This is a genomic window from Asaia sp. A2, from assembly GCF_057319415.1.
In genome coordinates this window covers 187,104-205,020 of the sequence record NZ_JBXWTO010000001.1, presented here as the reverse complement: position 1 = coordinate 205,020, position 17,917 = coordinate 187,104, and the positions used below count along the sequence as shown (strand labels likewise).

Annotated in this window: 10 protein-coding genes; 6 read left to right on the top strand and 4 right to left on the bottom strand. The window is 61.5% G+C overall.

Going from position 1 to position 17,917, the window contains the following annotated elements; genetic code table 11:
- Window positions 1-26: 26 nt before the first annotated feature.
- From ACWNRM_RS00915 to ACWNRM_RS00900, 4 genes are all read left to right on the top strand, one after another.
- Window positions 27-1,313 carry a sugar MFS transporter gene (locus ACWNRM_RS00915; RefSeq protein WP_485169077.1) on the top strand — a complete coding sequence of 429 codons (1,287 nt, stop codon included), beginning with the start codon at window positions 27-29 and terminating at the stop codon, window positions 1,311-1,313.
- Window positions 1,310-2,239 carry a Gfo/Idh/MocA family protein gene (locus ACWNRM_RS00910; RefSeq protein WP_485169076.1) on the top strand — a complete coding sequence of 310 codons (930 nt, stop codon included), beginning with the start codon at window positions 1,310-1,312 and terminating at the stop codon, window positions 2,237-2,239. The genes ACWNRM_RS00915 and ACWNRM_RS00910 overlap by 4 nt, the downstream gene beginning before the upstream one ends.
- A 160-nt stretch (window positions 2,240-2,399) precedes the next feature.
- Complete coding sequence (locus ACWNRM_RS00905) at window positions 2,400-7,451, top strand: alpha-2-macroglobulin family protein (RefSeq protein WP_485169075.1); 5,052 nt, start codon at window positions 2,400-2,402, stop codon at window positions 7,449-7,451.
- 38 nt (window positions 7,452-7,489) lie between these two features.
- Window positions 7,490-9,454 carry a transglycosylase domain-containing protein gene (locus ACWNRM_RS00900; RefSeq protein WP_485169074.1) on the top strand — a complete coding sequence of 655 codons (1,965 nt, stop codon included), beginning with the start codon at window positions 7,490-7,492 and terminating at the stop codon, window positions 9,452-9,454.
- A gap of 70 nt (window positions 9,455-9,524) precedes the next feature.
- Here ACWNRM_RS00900 and ACWNRM_RS00895 read toward each other — a convergent pair whose 3' ends face one another.
- From ACWNRM_RS00895 to ACWNRM_RS00880, 4 genes are all read right to left on the bottom strand, one after another.
- A complete protein-coding gene (locus tag ACWNRM_RS00895; RefSeq protein WP_485169073.1) occupies window positions 9,525-10,970 on the bottom strand; it encodes an efflux transporter outer membrane subunit in 1,446 nt (481 codons plus the stop codon).
- Window positions 10,967-12,172: an HlyD family secretion protein gene (locus ACWNRM_RS00890; protein ID WP_485169072.1), complete on the bottom strand. Its 1,206-nt coding sequence runs from the start codon at window positions 12,170-12,172 to the stop codon at window positions 10,967-10,969. The genes ACWNRM_RS00895 and ACWNRM_RS00890 overlap by 4 nt, the downstream gene beginning before the upstream one ends.
- Window positions 12,169-13,623, bottom strand: a complete 1,455-nt coding sequence (locus ACWNRM_RS00885) for a hypothetical protein (RefSeq protein ID WP_485169071.1) — start codon at window positions 13,621-13,623, stop codon at window positions 12,169-12,171. The genes ACWNRM_RS00890 and ACWNRM_RS00885 overlap by 4 nt, the downstream gene beginning before the upstream one ends.
- A gap of 360 nt (window positions 13,624-13,983) precedes the next feature.
- On the bottom strand, window positions 13,984-14,424 hold the full coding sequence (locus ACWNRM_RS00880) for a DUF6525 family protein (protein ID WP_485169070.1): 441 nt from the start codon (window positions 14,422-14,424) through the stop codon (window positions 13,984-13,986).
- Window positions 14,425-14,533: 109 nt separating this feature from the next.
- Here ACWNRM_RS00880 and ACWNRM_RS00875 point away from each other — a divergent pair, with 109 nt between their 5' ends.
- Together ACWNRM_RS00875 and ACWNRM_RS00870 are read left to right on the top strand one after the other, a co-directional pair.
- On the top strand, window positions 14,534-15,982 hold the full coding sequence (locus ACWNRM_RS00875) for an AMP nucleosidase (protein ID WP_485169069.1): 1,449 nt from the start codon (window positions 14,534-14,536) through the stop codon (window positions 15,980-15,982).
- A gap of 120 nt (window positions 15,983-16,102) precedes the next feature.
- On the top strand, window positions 16,103-17,914 hold the full coding sequence (locus tag ACWNRM_RS00870) for a M3 family oligoendopeptidase (protein ID WP_485169068.1): 1,812 nt from the start codon (window positions 16,103-16,105) through the stop codon (window positions 17,912-17,914).
- Window positions 17,915-17,917: the final 3 nt, after the last annotated feature.

The following is a 17,917-nucleotide window of genomic DNA, read 5'->3' as shown; positions in this document are numbered from 1 at the left end:
CAGGGTCTCTTCTTCGAGGGTTATTCATGCCGTCTCAAGTCTCGACTTCAAAGGGCGTGGCGTCATCGGTCGCCGCTCTGGCCCTGTTATCGAGCGTCTTTTTCATGTGGGGCTTTGCGACTGTCCTCAACGACATTCTCGTTCCCCACCTGAAGGCTGCCTTCTCGCTCGACTACACTGCCTCCCTTCTGGTGCAGTTCTGCTTCTATCTTGGCTATCTGGTCATATCCCTGCCTGCCTCGCGTCTTGTTTCGGCCCTGGGCTACAAGAACGCGGTTATTATCGGGCTTGTCGGCATGGCAGCGTCCTGCCTGCTTTTCATCCCTGCCAGCGCGTTTTTCTCTTACGGGTTTTTTCTGGTCGCGCTGTTTCTGCTGGCTGCGGCCATCACGCTGCTTCAGGTTGCAGCCAATCCGTATGTGGTGGTGATTGGTGACGAGGCCTCGGCTTCGAGCCGCCTGACAATGGTTCAGGCGTTCAATTCGCTCGGCACGACGCTCGCGCCACTGTTTGGCGGCATCCTGATCTTCGGGCGCAGCCATGAGAGCTCGACAGGCGGTCCGCTTGCCGAGACGGCGGGGCAGCACATCCAGGATGCCCAGATGGTACAATTGCCTTACGGGCTGATCGCACTCGTGCTGCTGGCCATGGCGCTGGTTGTCTGGCGGTTCCCATTGCCGTCCATCGATGCGGGCAGCCGCAAGGTAGCGACCGTCGGGACGCAGCACAGTGTCTGGCGTCATCGCAATCTGTTCTGGGGCGTGCCCGCCATATTCCTCTACATGATCTGCGAGATCGGCATTGGCAGCACACTGGTGAATTTCATCGCACAAAAACAGATTGGCGATATGAGCCATGCTCAGGCAGCGCATTACGTGGCCTTTTTCTGGGGTGGGGCCATGGTGGGGCGCTTTGTCGGTGCGGCGCTCATGCGGCGTGTCAGCCCGCATTTGATGCTGGGCCTCGCCAGCCTTGCCGGGGCCATGCTGATTCTGGTGGTTGTCTCGTCAAGTGGCGGGCTGGCCATGTGGGCGTTGCTTCTGACCGGGCTGTGCCACTCCATCATGTTCCCCACGATCTTCTCGCTCGGTGTCGCGGAACTCGGCCCGCAGACAGAGCAAGGGGCGGGGTGGCTTATCATGGCCATTGCCGGTGGGGCAGCGGCGATATTCCAGGGCGTGCTGGCAGACCATATCGGTCTATCCCTGTCTTATCTCCTGCCCTTTGCCTGTTACCTCTACCTTCTTTTCTATGCCAGTTGGGGTTCCGTTCCGCGTCGGCGCGCGTCAGTGACCCGGGAGACGATATCATGATCAGGATTGCCGTTATCGGCGTTGGGCAGATTGCGCGTCAGCAGCATCTCCCGGCCCTTGCTGCCAGCGCGGCCTATCATCTTGTGGCCGCCGTATCGCCTGTGCCGGTCACGCTGGACGTGCCGGTATTCGCCTCCATCGAGGCCTTGATCGAAAGTCATATCGACATCGATGCCGTCGCTATCTGCACGCCGCCTTCCATGCGTTATGATCTCGCCATGCAGGCGCTGGAGGCGGGGTGGCATGTGTTGCTTGAAAAGCCCCCGACCCTGACGCGCAGCCAGGGGCAGGTGCTGCTGGCCGTGGCGCGTCAGCGCGGACTCACGCTGTTTGCGGCGTGGCATTCGGTTCATGCTGCGGCTGTGCCGAGTGTTGCGACTTTGCTGAGAGAGAATGACCCGGTCAGCGTGGAGATGAGCTGGAAGGAAAATGCCGATAAATGGCATCCCGGCGCGGACTGGCTCTGGCGCCCCGGCGCGCTGGGTGTTTTCGATGCAGGGATCAATGCCCTGTCCATTCTATGTTCCGTCAGCCCCGAGGCACTCGTCTTCGAGCAGGCCTCGCTTGATTTCTTTGCGCAGCAGCAGGCACCAGCGCGGGCGCGTCTCGCGCTTGTTGGTGCGCGGACCCGTTGCCCTATATTGGCCAATTTCGATTGGCGGCACGAGCGCGAAAGCGAGATCTGGGAAATTATCTGGACCATGCCGGATGGGGTGCAGCTTCGCATGTCGGAAGGGGGAGCAAGGCTTTCTCTAGGAGGGAAAATGATGCCCCTTGCGGAGAGCCGCGAATATGAGGGGGTGTATGACAGCTTTGCAGCACTGATCACGGCGCAGGACAGCGCTCTCGATCTGAGACCGCTGGACATCATTTCAGAGGCATTGGCCTATGGGACACGCTATCACCTGACAGATGAATTTCAATAAACATGTAATACAATTTGTCGGATACGCGGTTTACCTGTTTTTTCTGGCCTGTATCACCAGGCAATAGCCGGTTCTCAGGTAATGTGGGTGCTGGATAGTTGCCTTTCTTTCTCGTCGGGCTCATTGGAAAAGCTATAGGTCAGACAAAGAGGCGTGGTCCATGACGCGGAAATTTCCCGGTATCCCTTTAAGGGACGCAGTACTTTGCGTACCGCTTGTCGGTTCGGTGCTCACCAGTGTTCTGGCTTCAGCCGGGGCGTTTGCCGCACCCATGCAGTTCCAACGCAGTCTGCTCAATACGGGTGGGAAAAGCCCGGAGTTTTGTCTGCGCTTTGCGGCACCGCTCGATAGCCGGGCAGGCCCGCATTATGCGGATCATGTGCAGATCAAGCCCAGCCTGAGGCCTGAAATCACGCTGCGTAACCGCGATCTGTGCCTTGGCGGTCTGGCCTGGGCCACCCGATACAATGTCACACTCACCAGCGGCATGCATGATGCACGCGGCAATGTGCTGGCTGATCCGGTGGTGGTCAGCATGGCGACGGGTGATCGGACGCCAAGCCTCAGTCTCGCAGGTGAGGGTTTTATCCTGCCTCGTCACAGCGTGGCCGGTCTCGATGTGCAGACGGTCAATATCGAGCGTGTGCGCGTGAGCGTGTGGCGCTTGTCGCCCGCAGCGACCCAGAGCATGACCAGCGATGAGAGTTATCCTCGCGTCGATACGGGCGTCACCTCGCTTGAAGGCTATGAATTCAACAATCTGCGCGAAAAGCGTCTGAGCCAGATCTGGACCGGCACGATGGATACGCCGGGCACGCGCAATGCCACGACCGTCACGGCCTTTCCGATTGCGCGTGTGATTGCGGGCAAGAAGCCTGGGCTTTACCTCGTTACGGCTGAAACCGCGCGTACGCCCAAGAAGGATAGCCGTATCGCTGCGCCTCACACCCCGCCGCGTACCAATGACAGTTATGATGAAAGTGAAAGCCTCCCTATCGCCGCTCATTGGGTGAATGTGAGCGACATGGCGCTCACCACCATGCGTGGCGCCGATGGCCTGCATGTCTTTGCCAGAGCGCTCTCGACGGCTCTGCCCATGAAGGGTGTGTCTATACGGCTTGTGTCTCAGGGGGGTGATGACCTTGGCCAGGCAGTGAGCGATGCAAAGGGCGAGGTTGCGTTCCCGGTTGGGCTGATCAAGGGCAAGGGGGCGGATCAACCGGTTTCGCTCATCGCCATGAGCCCGACCGGAGATTACGCGACATCATCCCTCACTCAGGCGTGGTTCGATTTCTCAGACCGCGGGGCCGAAGGGCATAAGGCACCGGGGCCGCAACAGGCGGTGATCGCGACAGATCGCGGAATCTACCGTCCCGGCGAGACCATCAATACGACCCTGATCCTGCGTGATGCGCAGGGCCGAGCGCTGCCGGATCTGCCGCTTGACCTCGTCCTGCGTCGACCCGATGGCGTTAAGGCGCAGACCCTTCACCTGACACCACAAGCCTCTGGCGGCCTTGTTACCAGCCTTGCGCTCTCGGCCGCAGCCGCAGCAGGAAACTGGACGCTTGAGGCCTATGTCGATCCCACGTCACCGCCCGTGGGACGCGCCTCGGTTCTGGTGCAGGATTTTGTCCCCCAGACCATTGCGGTCGATGCCACCCCGGCCAGCCCTTTCATTACCGAGGGGCAGAAGTTCGGCATCGCGGTTGAAGGGCGCTATCTCTATGGCGCGCCGGCTGCCCATCTGAAGGGGGAGGGCGTCTTGCGTGTCATGCGTGATGAGACCCCCGTTGCTGAGGCCAAAGGCTTCGTGTTCGGGTTGCAGACCCAGAATTTCAGCCCTGACCAGCAGAGCCTTGCAGTGCCCGACACGGATGATTCAGGCCATGCTGCACTGAGTGTCCTGCCCGAAATCCCCAATGGGCTCACGCTGCCGCTCAAGGCAGAAATCCGCCTCAGCCTGTTCGATCCTGCCGGGCGGAGTGTCAGCAAGATCCTGACGCTGCCTATCCGTCGCAACAGGCCGCTGATTGGCGTGCGTGTCACCCCGGCAGCAGGTGGGGAGGAACTGGCGACCCGCTCTGTCCCCGTTGATGTGATCGCGCTTAATCCCGACAGCAAGGCATTGGCCAATCACGCCCTCAAATGGACCGTCGTGCGTGAAAACGAGACCTATGACTGGATCAGGAACAGCCAGGGATGGCACTTCATTCGTCATGTCATTGATGAGCCGCTCCAGAATGGCACGCTGACAACAGATGCCTCGGGGCGGGCGCATTTTGCGACTGAACTGGATGGCGGACGCTATCGCGTCATTCTGAGCGACCCGCAAAGCAACGCTGCAAGTTCAGCCCGCTTCGTCACAGGCTGGTGGTCGGATTCCACCGAAAAGCCCAATGCGCCTGATCGCCTGAGCCTGACCGTGCGCGACAAGATCCTGCCGGTGGGTGGTCAAACCGTTGTGCATGTGCAGGCGCCCTTTGCAGGCGAAGCACAGATCGTGATTGCGACAGACAAGGTCGAGAGCACGAAAACGGTTACCCTTCCCAAGGGCGGCCTGGATATTCCGGTGAAAGCGGAAGCGAACTGGCCCGGTGGCGCCTATGTGCTCGTCACAGCCTATCGACCGCTCGATACGCCTGCGCGTCCGCATGAGCCGTCACGGGCGGTGGGGCTTGGCTATATCGGTCTGGACCAGTCGGCGCATCACCTCAAAATCGCACTCGATGCACCGGCTGTGCTGAGGCCGCAGGGTCACGCAGTGCTTCCCCTGACCGTCACGGGGGGCAAGAAGGTTCATCTCGTGGTCTCGACGGTGGATCAGGGTATTCTCGCTCTGACGCAGTGGAAGCTGCCGGATGCGTTCGATCTGGTTTATGGGCGTCGCGCCTTCGCGCTCGATATACGCGACAGCTACGCGCATCTTATGACTCCGGTCGGACAGGGCGGCGAGATTCGCGAGGGTGGTGATGAGGGCGGCGATGGCGGGGGCGGGCTTTCTGTCACGTCCACCCGTATCGTCTCGCTGTTCTCGGGCATAATCACCACGGATGACGCGGGTCATGCTGCCATACCGCTGGATATTCCCGATTTCGAGGGCACGTTGCATCTGATGGTCACGGCCTGGTCGGACGACGCCCTGGGCACAACGGAATCCGACGTGCTCGTTCGTGACCCGGTCTTTGCCGATCTTACCCTGCCTCGTTTCCTGGCGCCGGGTGACGTGACCGACAGTCTCGTCTCGATCGTCAATACCGAAGGCGAGGCTGGACGTTATACGGCAACCCTGAGCGCCACAGGGCCGATCCGCCTCACGGGGGCCGGGCATTTCGAAGCCAATCTCGCAAAGGGCGCGCGCCAGTCGTTTCGTGTCGGTTTGCAGGCCGGTAACTCGGGCATCGCCCACATGACGATCAGGGTGCAGGATAAGGCCGGTCGGCCTGTGTTGACACGAGGCTGGGATCTTCAGGTGAGGCCGGGCCATTTGCCCTTCACCCGCTCGGTGGTCAAACCGCAGGCACCCGGTGAAAGCTACGAGGCTTCGGCCGATCTGCTGGCACCGTTCGAGCCTGGAAGTTCGCAGGTGACGCTGGGCTATTCCGGGGTGCACGGGATTGACACGATCGGCCTGCTTCAGACGCTCGAGGCCGGATATGGCACTGACAGCGTCTCGCTAGCCGCCTCGGCACGCGGGCTTCTGGCCTTCAAGGGGCATGATGAACTGGCACGGCTGACCGTGCCCGAAGGGGCGGATAAGCGGATCAACAGTGCCATTGCCATGCTCGTCGATCGCGAGGATGCCGGTGGACGTTTTGGCTCGTGGCGACTGAATGATGGCCGCCTGTTCCCCTGGGAGCAGCTCTACGTGGTCGATTTCCTTGTCCATGCCAAGGAGGCTGGATACGGGGTGCCTGCGCCTGCACTCGATCGTGCGCTGGACTGGCTGGAGACCTCCCAGGCCCAGAGCCCCGGTGATGCGAGCCGTGATGAACGCAACAGCGAAGGCGCGGTCACGCCTGAGACACGCGCTTATGCGCTTTATGTTCTCGCCCGGGCGGGAAGGCTGGATATCGGCGCCCTGCGTGCGCTGGGTGACCGTACGACGTCACGGACCAGCAATGGCGTGTCGCGTATCTATTGGGGTGACACGGCAGCGAACGCGGCTTTCGCCGATGCGCTGGCGCTCGGGCACCTTGCGGGTGGGCTCTCGCTGGGGAATGAGCGTGGCATGAGCAACACGCTGTTCGGGATGGCGGTCAATGCCCTTGGCCCGGTCCGGTCGGGTCGTCCGGCGCCTTCCGATCCGTTCTACTGGATCTATCTGCGTGATCTGGGCGGTCTTGTGCCGCTGGCGGCAGAGAGTGGCAACAAGGGGCTTGCGCAGAAACTGACCGATCGCTTCGGCCAGCTCGATGTCTCGCTCTCGTCGCTGCCTGCCGAGACTACGACAGCAATGCTCGAGGCGGCCCGCGCCATGGAACGCCCCGACCCGGCCCGCGGGATTGCCGTCAACGGCAAGGAGATGCCTCGCCCCATCGCCATGCCTGTTGCCCTCGCGCCCGAGCCATCGGCACTGCAGGGTTATCGCCTGACCAATACCGGCACGACCCCGCTCTGGCTGACCGAAACCGTGACGGGTACCCCGCGTGAGGCACCAGACCCCGTCAATGCGGGGATGACCCTTCGTGTATCGATGCTGACCATGAGCGGCGATCCGTACGATCCCGGCCAGGGGCATCAAAATGATCGGTTCATTGTGCTTGTGCAGGGCGAGGCGCAGGACCGAAACGCGCATCACTGCCTCCTGACCGATCTGCTTCCGGCGGGTTGGGAGATCGAGAGCCTCGTGCAGGCGCACGGGCATGGCATGGGTCGTGACCGGGACGGTGATGAGGGAACCGACGATGATGACGGGCGCGAGGCTTCTCAATCGGGTAGCTCAATGTTTGCCTCTCTGGGCGAACTTACCGTGCCGCAGCATGTTGCGGTCAGGGATGATCGTCTGACAGTCGCTTTCGATATCGCTGGCGGGTCCTATCGTCCGAGTGATGCCGATCTGCTGGCGTCGAATGCCTTTCGTCTGGCCTATATCGTGCGCGCCGTGGCGCCAGGGCAGTTTCTGCGCCCTGAAACGATGGTGAAGGACCGTTTCAGCCCGTCAGTGATGGCGCGCAGTGCCTCGAGCCGGATTGTCATCGCTCCAAGATGAGCCAAGGGAGCAACATACCGGCGCGCAGGTCGGGCCGGATGGTCTGCGCTCTTTTGGGAGGTGTCATCCTGACGGTGGCGCTGCTCTGGGGGGCAGACAGACTTCTTCCGCCCAATATGTCGCGTGCCCGCGCCTTTGCCCTGCTGATGCAGGACCGGCGTGGCGAGGTGATAGACGGACGAGTGAGCCGCGATGGCGCATGGCGTTTCGCCACACCGGCCGCATCGGTCGATCCGCATTATCGCGCCATGCTGCTCGCGATCGAGGACAGGCGTTTCTGGCTGCACCCCGGAATTGATCCCCTGTCGCTGTTACGAGCGGGTTATCAGCTCACCACCCGCGGCCATATCGTCTCGGGCGGCTCGACGCTGGCCATGCAGACGGCCCGGCTGCTCAGCCCGCATCGCCACAGCTGGCGCGGCAAGATTCAGGATATGGCGCGGGCGCTTCAGCTTGAATGGCGTTACGGGCATCGGGGTGTTCTGGATCTCTATCTGACACTTGCGCCGGAAAGCCGGAACATCGAGGGCATACGCGCGGCGTCGCTCCTCTGGTTCGGGCATGAGCCCCTGCATCTGAGCGATGAGGAGGCGGCCCTTCTGATCGTGATGGCCCGTCATCCGGAAGCCCTGCGCCCCGACCGTCATCCGCAGGCGGCGCACGGGGCCGTTGCAGCCCTGCTTGCAGGCCATCCATCCCTGCGCACCGCAGGGGAGGCGACGCCCTTCACCCTGATACCCGCCGGAATCGCTCATGAGGCTCAGGGTGCGTTGACTTGGCAGTGGCGGCAGGGGACGCGCAACGTCTATCAGGCGTCGCTCGACCGGCGTATTCAGGGCAATCTCGCGCGTATCCTGCGCCAGACACCCCCGCCGGAAGGGGGCACATGGGCTGTTCTGGTGGCGCAGCGCGACGGGGGTATCGCGGCATGGCAAGGCAATGCCGGCAATGGCTGCTCGGGCTGCGCTGCGGATATGATCACCTCATGGCGCTCACCGGGGTCGACACTCAAGCCCGCAATCTATGCACTCGCCTTCCAGCTCGGCTATCTGGCGCCCGATACGCTTATACAGGATCGCGCCACGCGCTTTGGCGGCTACGCGCCACGCAACTACGACCGCGTCTTTCATGGCACGACCACCATACGCAACGCCCTGCAACGGTCGTATAACCTGCCAGCCGTGAGGGCGCTCGACATGATCGGCGCGTCCTATTTTGCCGGAACGCTCGATGCCGCCGGCATAAGGCTGAAACTTCCTCCGGCGACACCGCCAAGTCTGGCCCTCGCACTGGGGGGGGGTGGCATTACGCCGCTCGATCTGGCGCGGCTCTACGCCATCTTTGCCAATCACGGCATGTCACGTCCGGTCGGACTGGACTGGCCCGTCGCGCCTTCTGAGGGGACGAGGATGATCGGCGGTCATGCTGCCCATCAGATCATGTCCATCCTGCGCGGCACGCCGTTGCCTAAAGGACGCATCGACACGCAGGATCAACGCGTGGCCTTCAAGACAGGCACCTCATACGGCCAGCGCGATGCCTGGGCCGTTGGGGTAAGGGGGGACTGGATTGTTGTGGTCTGGGGCGGTCGGCCCGACGGTACCGCCGTGCCCGGCATTACCGGCCTCGGGACCAGCGCACCGTTGCTCATGAACGTTTTCGACATCCTGCCTCCTGAAGGGGATGAAGGCCCGGACGCCATGGCGCCCGCAGCCTCGTTGTCGCCCGCTCTGGTGAGGGCGCGTGACAATGCAGGGCCGCGCATCGTGCAGCCGGGCAACGGGGGCGTGGTGGAGTGCTTTGCCGAGGATGGTCAGGTCACCCCGCTGGGGTTAGTGGCCAGCGGGGGAACGGAGCCCTATCGCTGGCTTGTCAATGGCATACCACTCGACACACCGGTCGGGATCACGCCGTCATGGAAGCCGGACAGTCCCGGCTTCGTGCATATTGCCCTCGTGGATGCCACCGGTGCGGGCAGTGCGGTGGATATCAGGGTCCGTTAAACGCCCTGCGGAAGAGCGGGCCCTCTTTTCTCACACTGCGCGTTTTTCGAGCGTTATGGCCTATCCAGGCTCAAGACCTGTCGTCATGGGTGGGCAGGGGGAGCACATCCTTGGGCGGAGTCCAGCCCCCGCCTGCTGCCTGATAGAGCGTGGCAATTTCGGCGAGTCTCGATGCCCTGATCTGAACAGTCTGAAGCTCGGCTGACAAGGCTGCGGTTTCGGCATTGGCGACATCGAAGTAATTGACATAGCCGGTCGCGAGTTCCTTGCGGGCATCCTCAAGGGTGTGGCGTCGTGCCTCAAGGCTGCTTTGCAGACTCTCTTCCTGTGCCGCCAGTCGGGCTACGCCAGTAAGGGCATCCTGCACCTCGCGAAATGCCTGAACCGCCACCTTGCGGTAGCTCCATGCGGCCTGGTTGCGCTGCGATACTGCCATGCTTTCGCGGGCGCGCAGAGCGCCGCCCTCGAAGATAGGCGCCAGCATACTACCGCCCAAAGACCAGATCGTGCCCGAGATGGGAGTTGTGCCCCCCGCCGTCCCGATGCCGGGATTGATGCTGATATCGGGCAAAAAGGCGGCACGGGCGGAGCGCAGGGAGTGATCGGCTGCGATGATCTGATCTGCTGCCGCGATAAGATCGGGCCGGTTGGCGAGCAGACGCGCCGGAACGGGGGTTACCGCTGGAGGGAGCGTGAGTGCGGCGAGCGGTTTGCCTTGCGTCAGACGCGCCATCTCGTCACTGGGCATTTCGCCCAGAAGCACGGCAAGGGCGTTCTCCTGCTGTGAAATCTGCAAGCGGGTCGACTCGATCTGGGACTGGGCGTCGCTGACCAGAGCATTCGCCTGATCGAAAGTGCTGGTTTTTTCATAGCCGGTGGCAAGCTGGTGGCGCACGCGGACCAGTTCATTCTGCCGAACGATCAATGTGCGTTGCAGCACATCCAGCGCCGTGCGCGAGGCCTGAAGTGATACATAGGCACGTACCGTATCGCCGATCAGTGCCAGACGGACGGCTTCCCTGTTCGCAGCGCTGGCAAGGGTCTGGATCCGGGCCGCGCGGGTCTGCTCGCGCAGCTTGCCGAACAGATCGAAATCGAATGTCAGGCCACCGCCAAGAATATACTGGCTGAAATTCGATCCGAAGAGGCGGCTATTGCCGATACCAAGAGCCTGACCGTCGATATGGGGAAGCTGGGCACTGAGGGCGAGGCGCATTTGTGCACGCGCCTGCATGACATTTTCAGCCGCTAGAGCGAGATCTGGGTTGTTGTCCAGCGCATGGGCGACAAGAGCCACCAGAACAGGGTCGCCGAACTGCCCCCACCATTGCGGGTCGAGCTTCGTGTGCACCGCTGCCTGGTCACCCTGCCGCCATTGTGCCGGTGCCACCACGGCAGAGCCTTTCGGGAGGTTGAAATCCCCCTCCTGACACCCCGTCGCACTGAGCGATAAAAGGCACAGCCCGGTCAGGATTTTGGCGGGATAGTATCGCCGCGAGCCAAAACCGGTCTTCATGGCGTCTGGGTTCCTGATGTGCTGCTGTCAGCCGTGCTCCGGGCAATATTGGAAGACGATCGGGGCGGCGTGGCGATGTAGGATTCGACCGACATGCCTGGGGCGAGGCGATCGGCGTTGGGCTGGTTCGGGTCAACGGCAATATAGATGCCGATACGTTGGGGAATTTTCACGAAATTGCCCGTCGCATTATCCGGTTTGACGACTGCAAATTCTGAGCCCGTCGCCGGGGCGATACGGAAAACCCGTCCTGTGAATTTCTGCCCGTTCAGGCCGTCCACGGTGAAAGAGGCAGCCTGACCGATGCGGATATTGCCAGTCTGGGCTTCCTTGTACTCGGCAACCACCCAGCGCTCACGGGGGACCAGAGAGAAAAGTGCGGTGCCTGCGCCCACATAGGCGCCGATATGCGTGCCGCCCGTGCGGCCAATCACACCATCACTGGCCGCGCGTATATGGGTGCGACCGAGGTCGATGCGCGCCGAGTCAAGGATTGCAGCCGCCTGACGAACCTGCGCGCTGAGAACTTCTTCCTGCACATCCGCCGCTTTCACATCGGCCTGTGCGGCACGGATATCGGCTTGGGCCTGACGTAATGCCGCCTGGTCGGAACGCAGGGCATCGAGGCCGGAATCATATTCCACACGCGACACGCTCTGATCGCCCACAAGGGCCGCCTGTCGCCGATGATCTGCCGTGCTGCGGGTCAGGTGGGCCTGTGCCGTCATCAGGGCCGCCTGACGCTGATCAAGCCGTGCCCGTGCCGACGCCTGGTTCTGTCTGTTATTGTCCAGCGCCGCCTGCCTGCTTGCAAGATCGGCTTCGGATTGTGCCACGCGGGCGCGATAGGTGCTTTCGTCAATCTGCACCAGAAGCTGTCCCCTATGCACCGGGGCGAAGTCGGTCACGAAAACCCCCTCGATATAACCCGGCACTTCAGGCGCCACGATGGTGACATGGCCCTGCACATATGCATCATCCGTGCTCACGCCCTCGGTCCCGAAAGGGGCTAGGTCGAAGGTTGCCAGCACACAACCGATGGCGATGAAAGCCAGCAAGGCCACCACGCTCAGTATGGTGATGCTGCGTCGGGGGGGATGCCAGACCGCGCCTGATGGGGGCGCTGCGGGCGCCCCTCCCGATGCTGTCTTGCCGGGAGGCGGTGCATTCTGGTCGGGGGGGAGAGAATGTGTGTCGGTCATGAGAGGCGCTTGTTCGTGAATTGCATGAGATGCCGCCCGATGAGGAAGAGGCCGATCAGAATGGCGGCGCAAAACGCCAGGACGGCCACGAAACCGAACAGGTTCAGATACCCCATGATGGCGGATTGATCCGAAAGGGTGCTGGAAACATCGCTCAGGCCGCGACCCGCCGTGGCGAGGGAGAGACTGGCTGTGTCATCGAGGCGTGAGCTGAACCCGGTCAGGGCGTAGCGTTCGTAATAATACTGGATACTGCCCAGCAGGGCCGCCCCTGTGACGCTGCCGATACTCTGCGTGATGGCAAAGACATAGATGGTGGAGATGAAATGGCTCGTATCCGATTTGAGCACCAGAATGACACCATAGAGCAGGGCCGGCCCGACGAAGAGCGTGGTGCCGAAGCCCAGCAGCATCTGTGAGAGATACATGTCGGCAGGGCGTGTGAGGCCGTTACCGCTGGAATCGAGCCATGCGGCAAGGGCGATGGCGAGCAGGGCCACGATGCACTGATACGGGATTGCACGGGCCGAGAGGGTCAGCGCCATGACGGTCATCCCAGCCACCATGCCCAGAATCACCAGCAGATAGAGCATGTGATACTGGTCATTGAGCATCCCCGCATGGCCGAGCAATCCGATGGCACCGGTGTTCTGCTCTGACAGCAGAAGCCGTTCCATGATGGCGACAAGCGCAAAACGGAAAATCGTGCCGGTACTGAGCCAGTCGATCTGGAGCAGCGGACGCGTGCGGCAGAGCTCAACTGCCAGAGCCGCAGCACCAAAACCGATTGTGCCGACAAGCAGCCACCCGATCCAGGGGGTGTCTGTCCACCACATGGTGCGCCCGAAAGTCAGGAACGAGGCAAGGCAGATCGACATGCCGCACAGGAGCAGGGCTGACATGCCGTCCATTCTCTCGAAAACGCGGCCCATATTGGTTTTCGGCAGGGGTAGCAGCAGAACGAAGGCGAGTTGCAGGGCAGCGAAGGCCGTGCCGAGGCACGCAAAGCCATGATTGCCCGAGCGGGTCAGCGTTTCGACGGGAATAAGGGCTGCCAGCGGGATGGCAATCTGCAGGGAGGTGATGGCCATGGCGATGGCCATGACACGATGCGATTTGGGGAGCGCCTGGATCAGGTAATAAACGCCCCCCGCAACGCTGGTCGATACCATGAGCCCGTTGCTGGCACGGTTGATGATCAGGGTTGCGAAACATGGGGCGGCGATGAGCAGCAGCCCGGTCGCCACATTCACCCCGAGCAGGGTGATGAGAAAGAACATGATGCCGAATTGCTGGCGCCCCTTGATGACAACCAGATTGGCAAAGGCCGCCGCCCCGACAAACGCGGCGATCAGCCATTCTGCCTCGGCTGTGGTCAGCCCGGCTTCACCGGCTGCGCTCCCGAGATTGCCCGAAAGGAGGGCGTTCTGGGTTGAGGCAATGATGGGCATGAAAATGCCCATGCAGGCATAAAGCACCCGCCGCCACATAGGGTGATGGGCGATATAGGGAGCGCCCAGGAGAGGAGGGCGCTCCAGTCCGGCGGTTGATTGGGCGTCACTCAGAAGATTACACCTTCTGAAGCCAATGTCTTCATCCAGTCATGCGGAAGAAGCTGCCTGACTGGATACAGAGCCACCGCAGGGAGTTCGGACTGTCCAAATAAATACAACATCGATCTGCACATGACAGGCCGATTATATGGCAGACTATTTATGAACGGGTGCGTGACAATGGTGTGATGCGCGTTAATTAAACGCAGCCGTCATAGTATTATGATGGTGCGCACCGTTTCGTGACGCGTTACGAGCTCAAGACCCCATTTTCTGGCGCGAGGCTTCATAGCGTAACGGCGTGGCACCTGCTGCCTGATGGGCCAGGGCGCCGTGGCGCTCGATAAAGGCCTGCTGCTCGAGCCTTTCGCAGTAATCGAGATAGCGGATCATGGCACGCTCCGCCCGTTCTGTTGCGCCATGCACTTTTTTATAGTGGCGCCATAGGGCCAGAGCATTGACCGACCAGGCATCATAGACATGTTCGGTCAATCGAAGGCGAATGGCGCGGGGCAGGGCATCGAACGCTTCCCACGAATCGCCTTCGAGCCTGCGCCAGATCGTTTTGCGGCAGGTGCCGTCATTATCTGCAGAAGCCTCGCGTCTGGACGATCTTTTTCCGGCAGCCTCGGATGGGAGGCGGCGTTGCGGGTTCGCAGAACGGAGAGCGGCAGGCGGGGCGGAATCGTGATGGCTCATATCGTTATGTTATAACATACCTATATCTGCGTCTATCGTCGTTCTGCAGTTCAGGCTAGCCTGATCGCAACCCTCTCAAGAGCGGGCTGAAAAGCGGGAAGGATGCAGGATGAGCGTATCGGATCAGGATGGCATGTTCGACCAGGTCGGTTCAGGCTTCATGCCGTTTCATGATGCCGAGGCAGCGCTTGATCGGATCGAGGCACTTTATGACGCGGGTGCATCCCGGCTGCGCAAGGCCTTCGAGGCGCGTGAGCCAGCGGAGTCCTATTATCCCTATCTCGCTTTTTCTCTCGCGCGCGGGTCGATCCCCCACGATGTAAAACCGCGTTTCGGCGTTCTGCTCGAACCCGGTTTCTACGGCACCACCCTGACGCGCCCTGCGCTCTTTCGCAGCTATTGGCGTGCCCAGATCGAGAATTTGCTCGAATGTTACCGTCAGCCTGTGCATGTCGGGCTCTCGCGTCGCCCCATGCCGTTGCCCTACGTCATGGAAGAGGCTGTGACTGGCCTCACCGAGAGTGATCTGAAGATCCTGCAGGATAATTACGCCTTGCCGGATCTGCATGCGACGGATGACCGCATTGCCAATTGCGAAATCATACCGGACCCCGACGCGCCACGGGCTCTGGCGCTTTTCACCGCAGAGCGGACGGATTATTCGCTTGCGCGCCTGCATCACTATACCGGCACGGCGCCCCGCCATTTCCAGCGCTTCATTCTGCTGACCAACTATCAGCGTTATGTTGATGGCTTTCGCGATTATGCCCGAGCACAGGTCGATGCGGGCGGCGAATACAGCGCTTTCGTCGAGCCGGGCGATGCGATCTACAGCAAGACCGGTATGTCGGGGCAGCCTTCGGCCTCTTTGCCGCAGATGCCCGCCTATCATCTCTGCCGCCCGGATGGTGATGGCATTACCCTCATCAATATCGGTGTAGGCCCTTCCAACGCCAAGACAATCACCGATCATCTGGCTGTTCTGCGCCCTCACTGCTGGCTGATGGTAGGCCATTGCGCCGGGCTGCGTCGCACCCAGCTGCTGGGCGATTATGTGCTGGCGCATGGCTATGTGCGCGACGACCATGTGCTTGACGACGACTTGCCGACATGGGTGCCCGTCCCCCCGATTGCAGAGGTGCAGGTGGCGCTGCAGGAGGCGATGGAGCGCGTAACAGGGCTGGACGAGCGCGAGATCAAGACCAGGCTTCGCACAGGTACGGTCATGACGACCGATAATCGCAACTGGGAGCTCCGTCTGCGGGCGCTCTTCACCCAGATCAATATGAGCCGATCCATCGCCGTGGATATGGAATCCGCCACCATTGCGGCCAACGGATTCCGGTTTCGGGTTCCCTATGGCACGCTGCTTTGCGTGTCCGACAAACCATTACATGGCGAGCTGAAGCTGCGCGGGATGGCGAATGCGTTCTATCGCGAGCGGGTCAGCCAGCACCTCATGGTGGGGATCGAGACCATGCGCCTGCTGCGTGAGCGGGGTGTGGACAGTCTCCATTCGCGCAAGCTGCGCGGCTTTGACGAGCCGGCTTTCCGCTAGGGCATCATTTCCCGGACGCGACACGCACTCTTCCACGGCAGGGGCGATACCCCTCTTTCTGGCCCATCTGGTCGTCACCAGATGGGATAGGACAGACATAGATAACAAGGACCCGATGACATGGCCCAAGCCGACAGCCCTACCTTGCCCCGCTGGGATCTCTCGGATCTGTATGCCGGCCTCGATGACCCTGCCATCGAGCACGATCTCATCTGGTGCGACGAACAGGCAAAGGCCTTCGCCGAACGATGGAAAGGCAGGCTGGCTGAGGCGAGTGCCAGCGATCTGGCCACGGCGATCGTAACGTATGAGGAGATTGACCAGCGCATGGGCCGTCTGGGTGCGTTCGCGCAACTTGGCTTTGCGGCCCGAACGACCGACCCGGCGACAGGGCGCTTCTCACAGGGCATGACCGAGCGTCTGACGGCAATCTCATCGCATCTACTGTTCTTCACGCTTGAGCTCAACCGGTTGGATGATACCCATCTGGAAAAGCTGCTGGAGGATGCCGAGCTTGCCCGCTGGGCCCCCTTCCTGCGTGATCTGCGTGTATGGCGGCCCTATCAGCTTTCCGATGAGGTGGAACAGGTACTGGTCGAGAAATCGGTGACGGGCAGGGCTTCGTGGAATCGGCTTTTTGACGAGACCATGGCCTCCCTGACGGTCACGCTCGATGGCGAGGAGCGCCCTCTGGGTGACGCGCTCAACCAGTTGTCCAGCCCCGATCGGGAAAAGCGTCGTATCGCAGCCGGTGAGGTGAGCCGCGCTCTGGGGGCCAATCAGCGCCTTCTAGTGCTGATCACCAACACCCTTGCCAAGGACAAGTCCATCGAGGACGGGCTCAGGGGCTTCCCACGCCCCGCATCGAGCCGCAACCGGGCGAACATGGTTGAGGATGAGGTGGTCGATGCGCTCGTCTCGGCAGTCGACGCCGATTATGCCCGGCTGGCACATCGCTATTACAGTCTCAAGGCAGGATGGCTTGGCCTCGACAAGCTGCAGCACTGGGATCGCAACGCCCCGCTCCCCGGTGACGAGGACAGGCTGATCCCGTGGGAAGATGCCAAGACCATCGTGCGCGATGCCTATGAGCGTTTCGACCCGCGCCTTGGTGCGCTCGTGGGGCGCTTCATGGAGAATGACTGGATCGACGTGCCGCCAGTGCCGGGCAAGTCATCCGGCGCCTTTGCCCATCCGGTCACACCGGACACCCATCCTTACGTGCTGCTCAACTATCACGGTCGCACGCGCGATGTCATGACGCTGGCGCACGAGCTGGGACATGGCGCGCATCAGCTTCTCGCGGCGAAGCAGGGTTATCTGCAATCCTCGACCCCGCTCACCCTTGCCGAGACAGCCTCGGTGTTCGGCGAGATGCTGACATTCCGTGCCCTGCTGGACGCGGAGCGCGACCCCGCGCGCAGGCGCCGCATGCTGGCCGGCAAGGTCGAGGACATGCTCAATACGGTTGTGCGCCAGATTGCCTTCTACCAGTTTGAGGTGAAGGTGCATGATGAGCGCCGTAACGGCGAGCTGTCTCCCGAGCGTCTGGGCGAAATCTGGCGCGAGGTGCAGACGCGCAGTCTTGGCCCGATCTTCGAGTTCACTCCCGATTATGACATCTACTGGTCTTACGTCCCGCATTTCGTGCACTCACCGTTTTATGTTTACGCCTATGCGTTCGGGGATTGCCTGGTGAATGCGCTCTATGGCGTCTATCAAAGCGAACAGGACAGGCAGGGTGGAACAGCCGCGTTTCAGGATCGTTATGTGGCGATGCTGGAAGCCGGGGGTACAAAGCGCCATGCCGATCTGCTGGCGCCTTTCGGTCTGGATGCGACCGACCCGGGGTTCTGGCGCAAGGGCCTGGATGTGATCTCCGGCTTCATTGACGAGCTTGAGGCTCAGGAAAAACAGGACAAGAGCGCTTAACCG

What these genes read in the sequence shown, in the direction of transcription:
- ACWNRM_RS00915 (WP_485169077.1), top strand. Translation starts at nt 27, where the DNA reads ATGCCGTCTCAAGTCTCGACTTCAAAGGGCGTGGCGTCATCGGTCGCC.
- ACWNRM_RS00910 (WP_485169076.1), top strand. Translation starts at nt 1,310, where the DNA reads ATGATCAGGATTGCCGTTATCGGCGTTGGGCAGATTGCGCGTCAGCAG.
- ACWNRM_RS00905 (WP_485169075.1), top strand. Translation starts at nt 2,400, where the DNA reads ATGACGCGGAAATTTCCCGGTATCCCTTTAAGGGACGCAGTACTTTGC.
- ACWNRM_RS00900 (WP_485169074.1), top strand. Translation starts at nt 7,490, where the DNA reads ATGGTCTGCGCTCTTTTGGGAGGTGTCATCCTGACGGTGGCGCTGCTC.
- ACWNRM_RS00895 (WP_485169073.1), bottom strand. Translation starts at nt 10,970, where the DNA reads ATGAAGACCGGTTTTGGCTCGCGGCGATACTATCCCGCCAAAATCCTG.
- ACWNRM_RS00890 (WP_485169072.1), bottom strand. Translation starts at nt 12,172, where the DNA reads ATGACCGACACACATTCTCTCCCCCCCGACCAGAATGCACCGCCTCCC.
- ACWNRM_RS00885 (WP_485169071.1), bottom strand. Translation starts at nt 13,623, where the DNA reads ATGCCCATCATTGCCTCAACCCAGAACGCCCTCCTTTCGGGCAATCTC.
- ACWNRM_RS00880 (WP_485169070.1), bottom strand. Translation starts at nt 14,424, where the DNA reads ATGAGCCATCACGATTCCGCCCCGCCTGCCGCTCTCCGTTCTGCGAAC.
- ACWNRM_RS00875 (WP_485169069.1), top strand. Translation starts at nt 14,534, where the DNA reads ATGAGCGTATCGGATCAGGATGGCATGTTCGACCAGGTCGGTTCAGGC.
- ACWNRM_RS00870 (WP_485169068.1), top strand. Translation starts at nt 16,103, where the DNA reads ATGGCCCAAGCCGACAGCCCTACCTTGCCCCGCTGGGATCTCTCGGAT.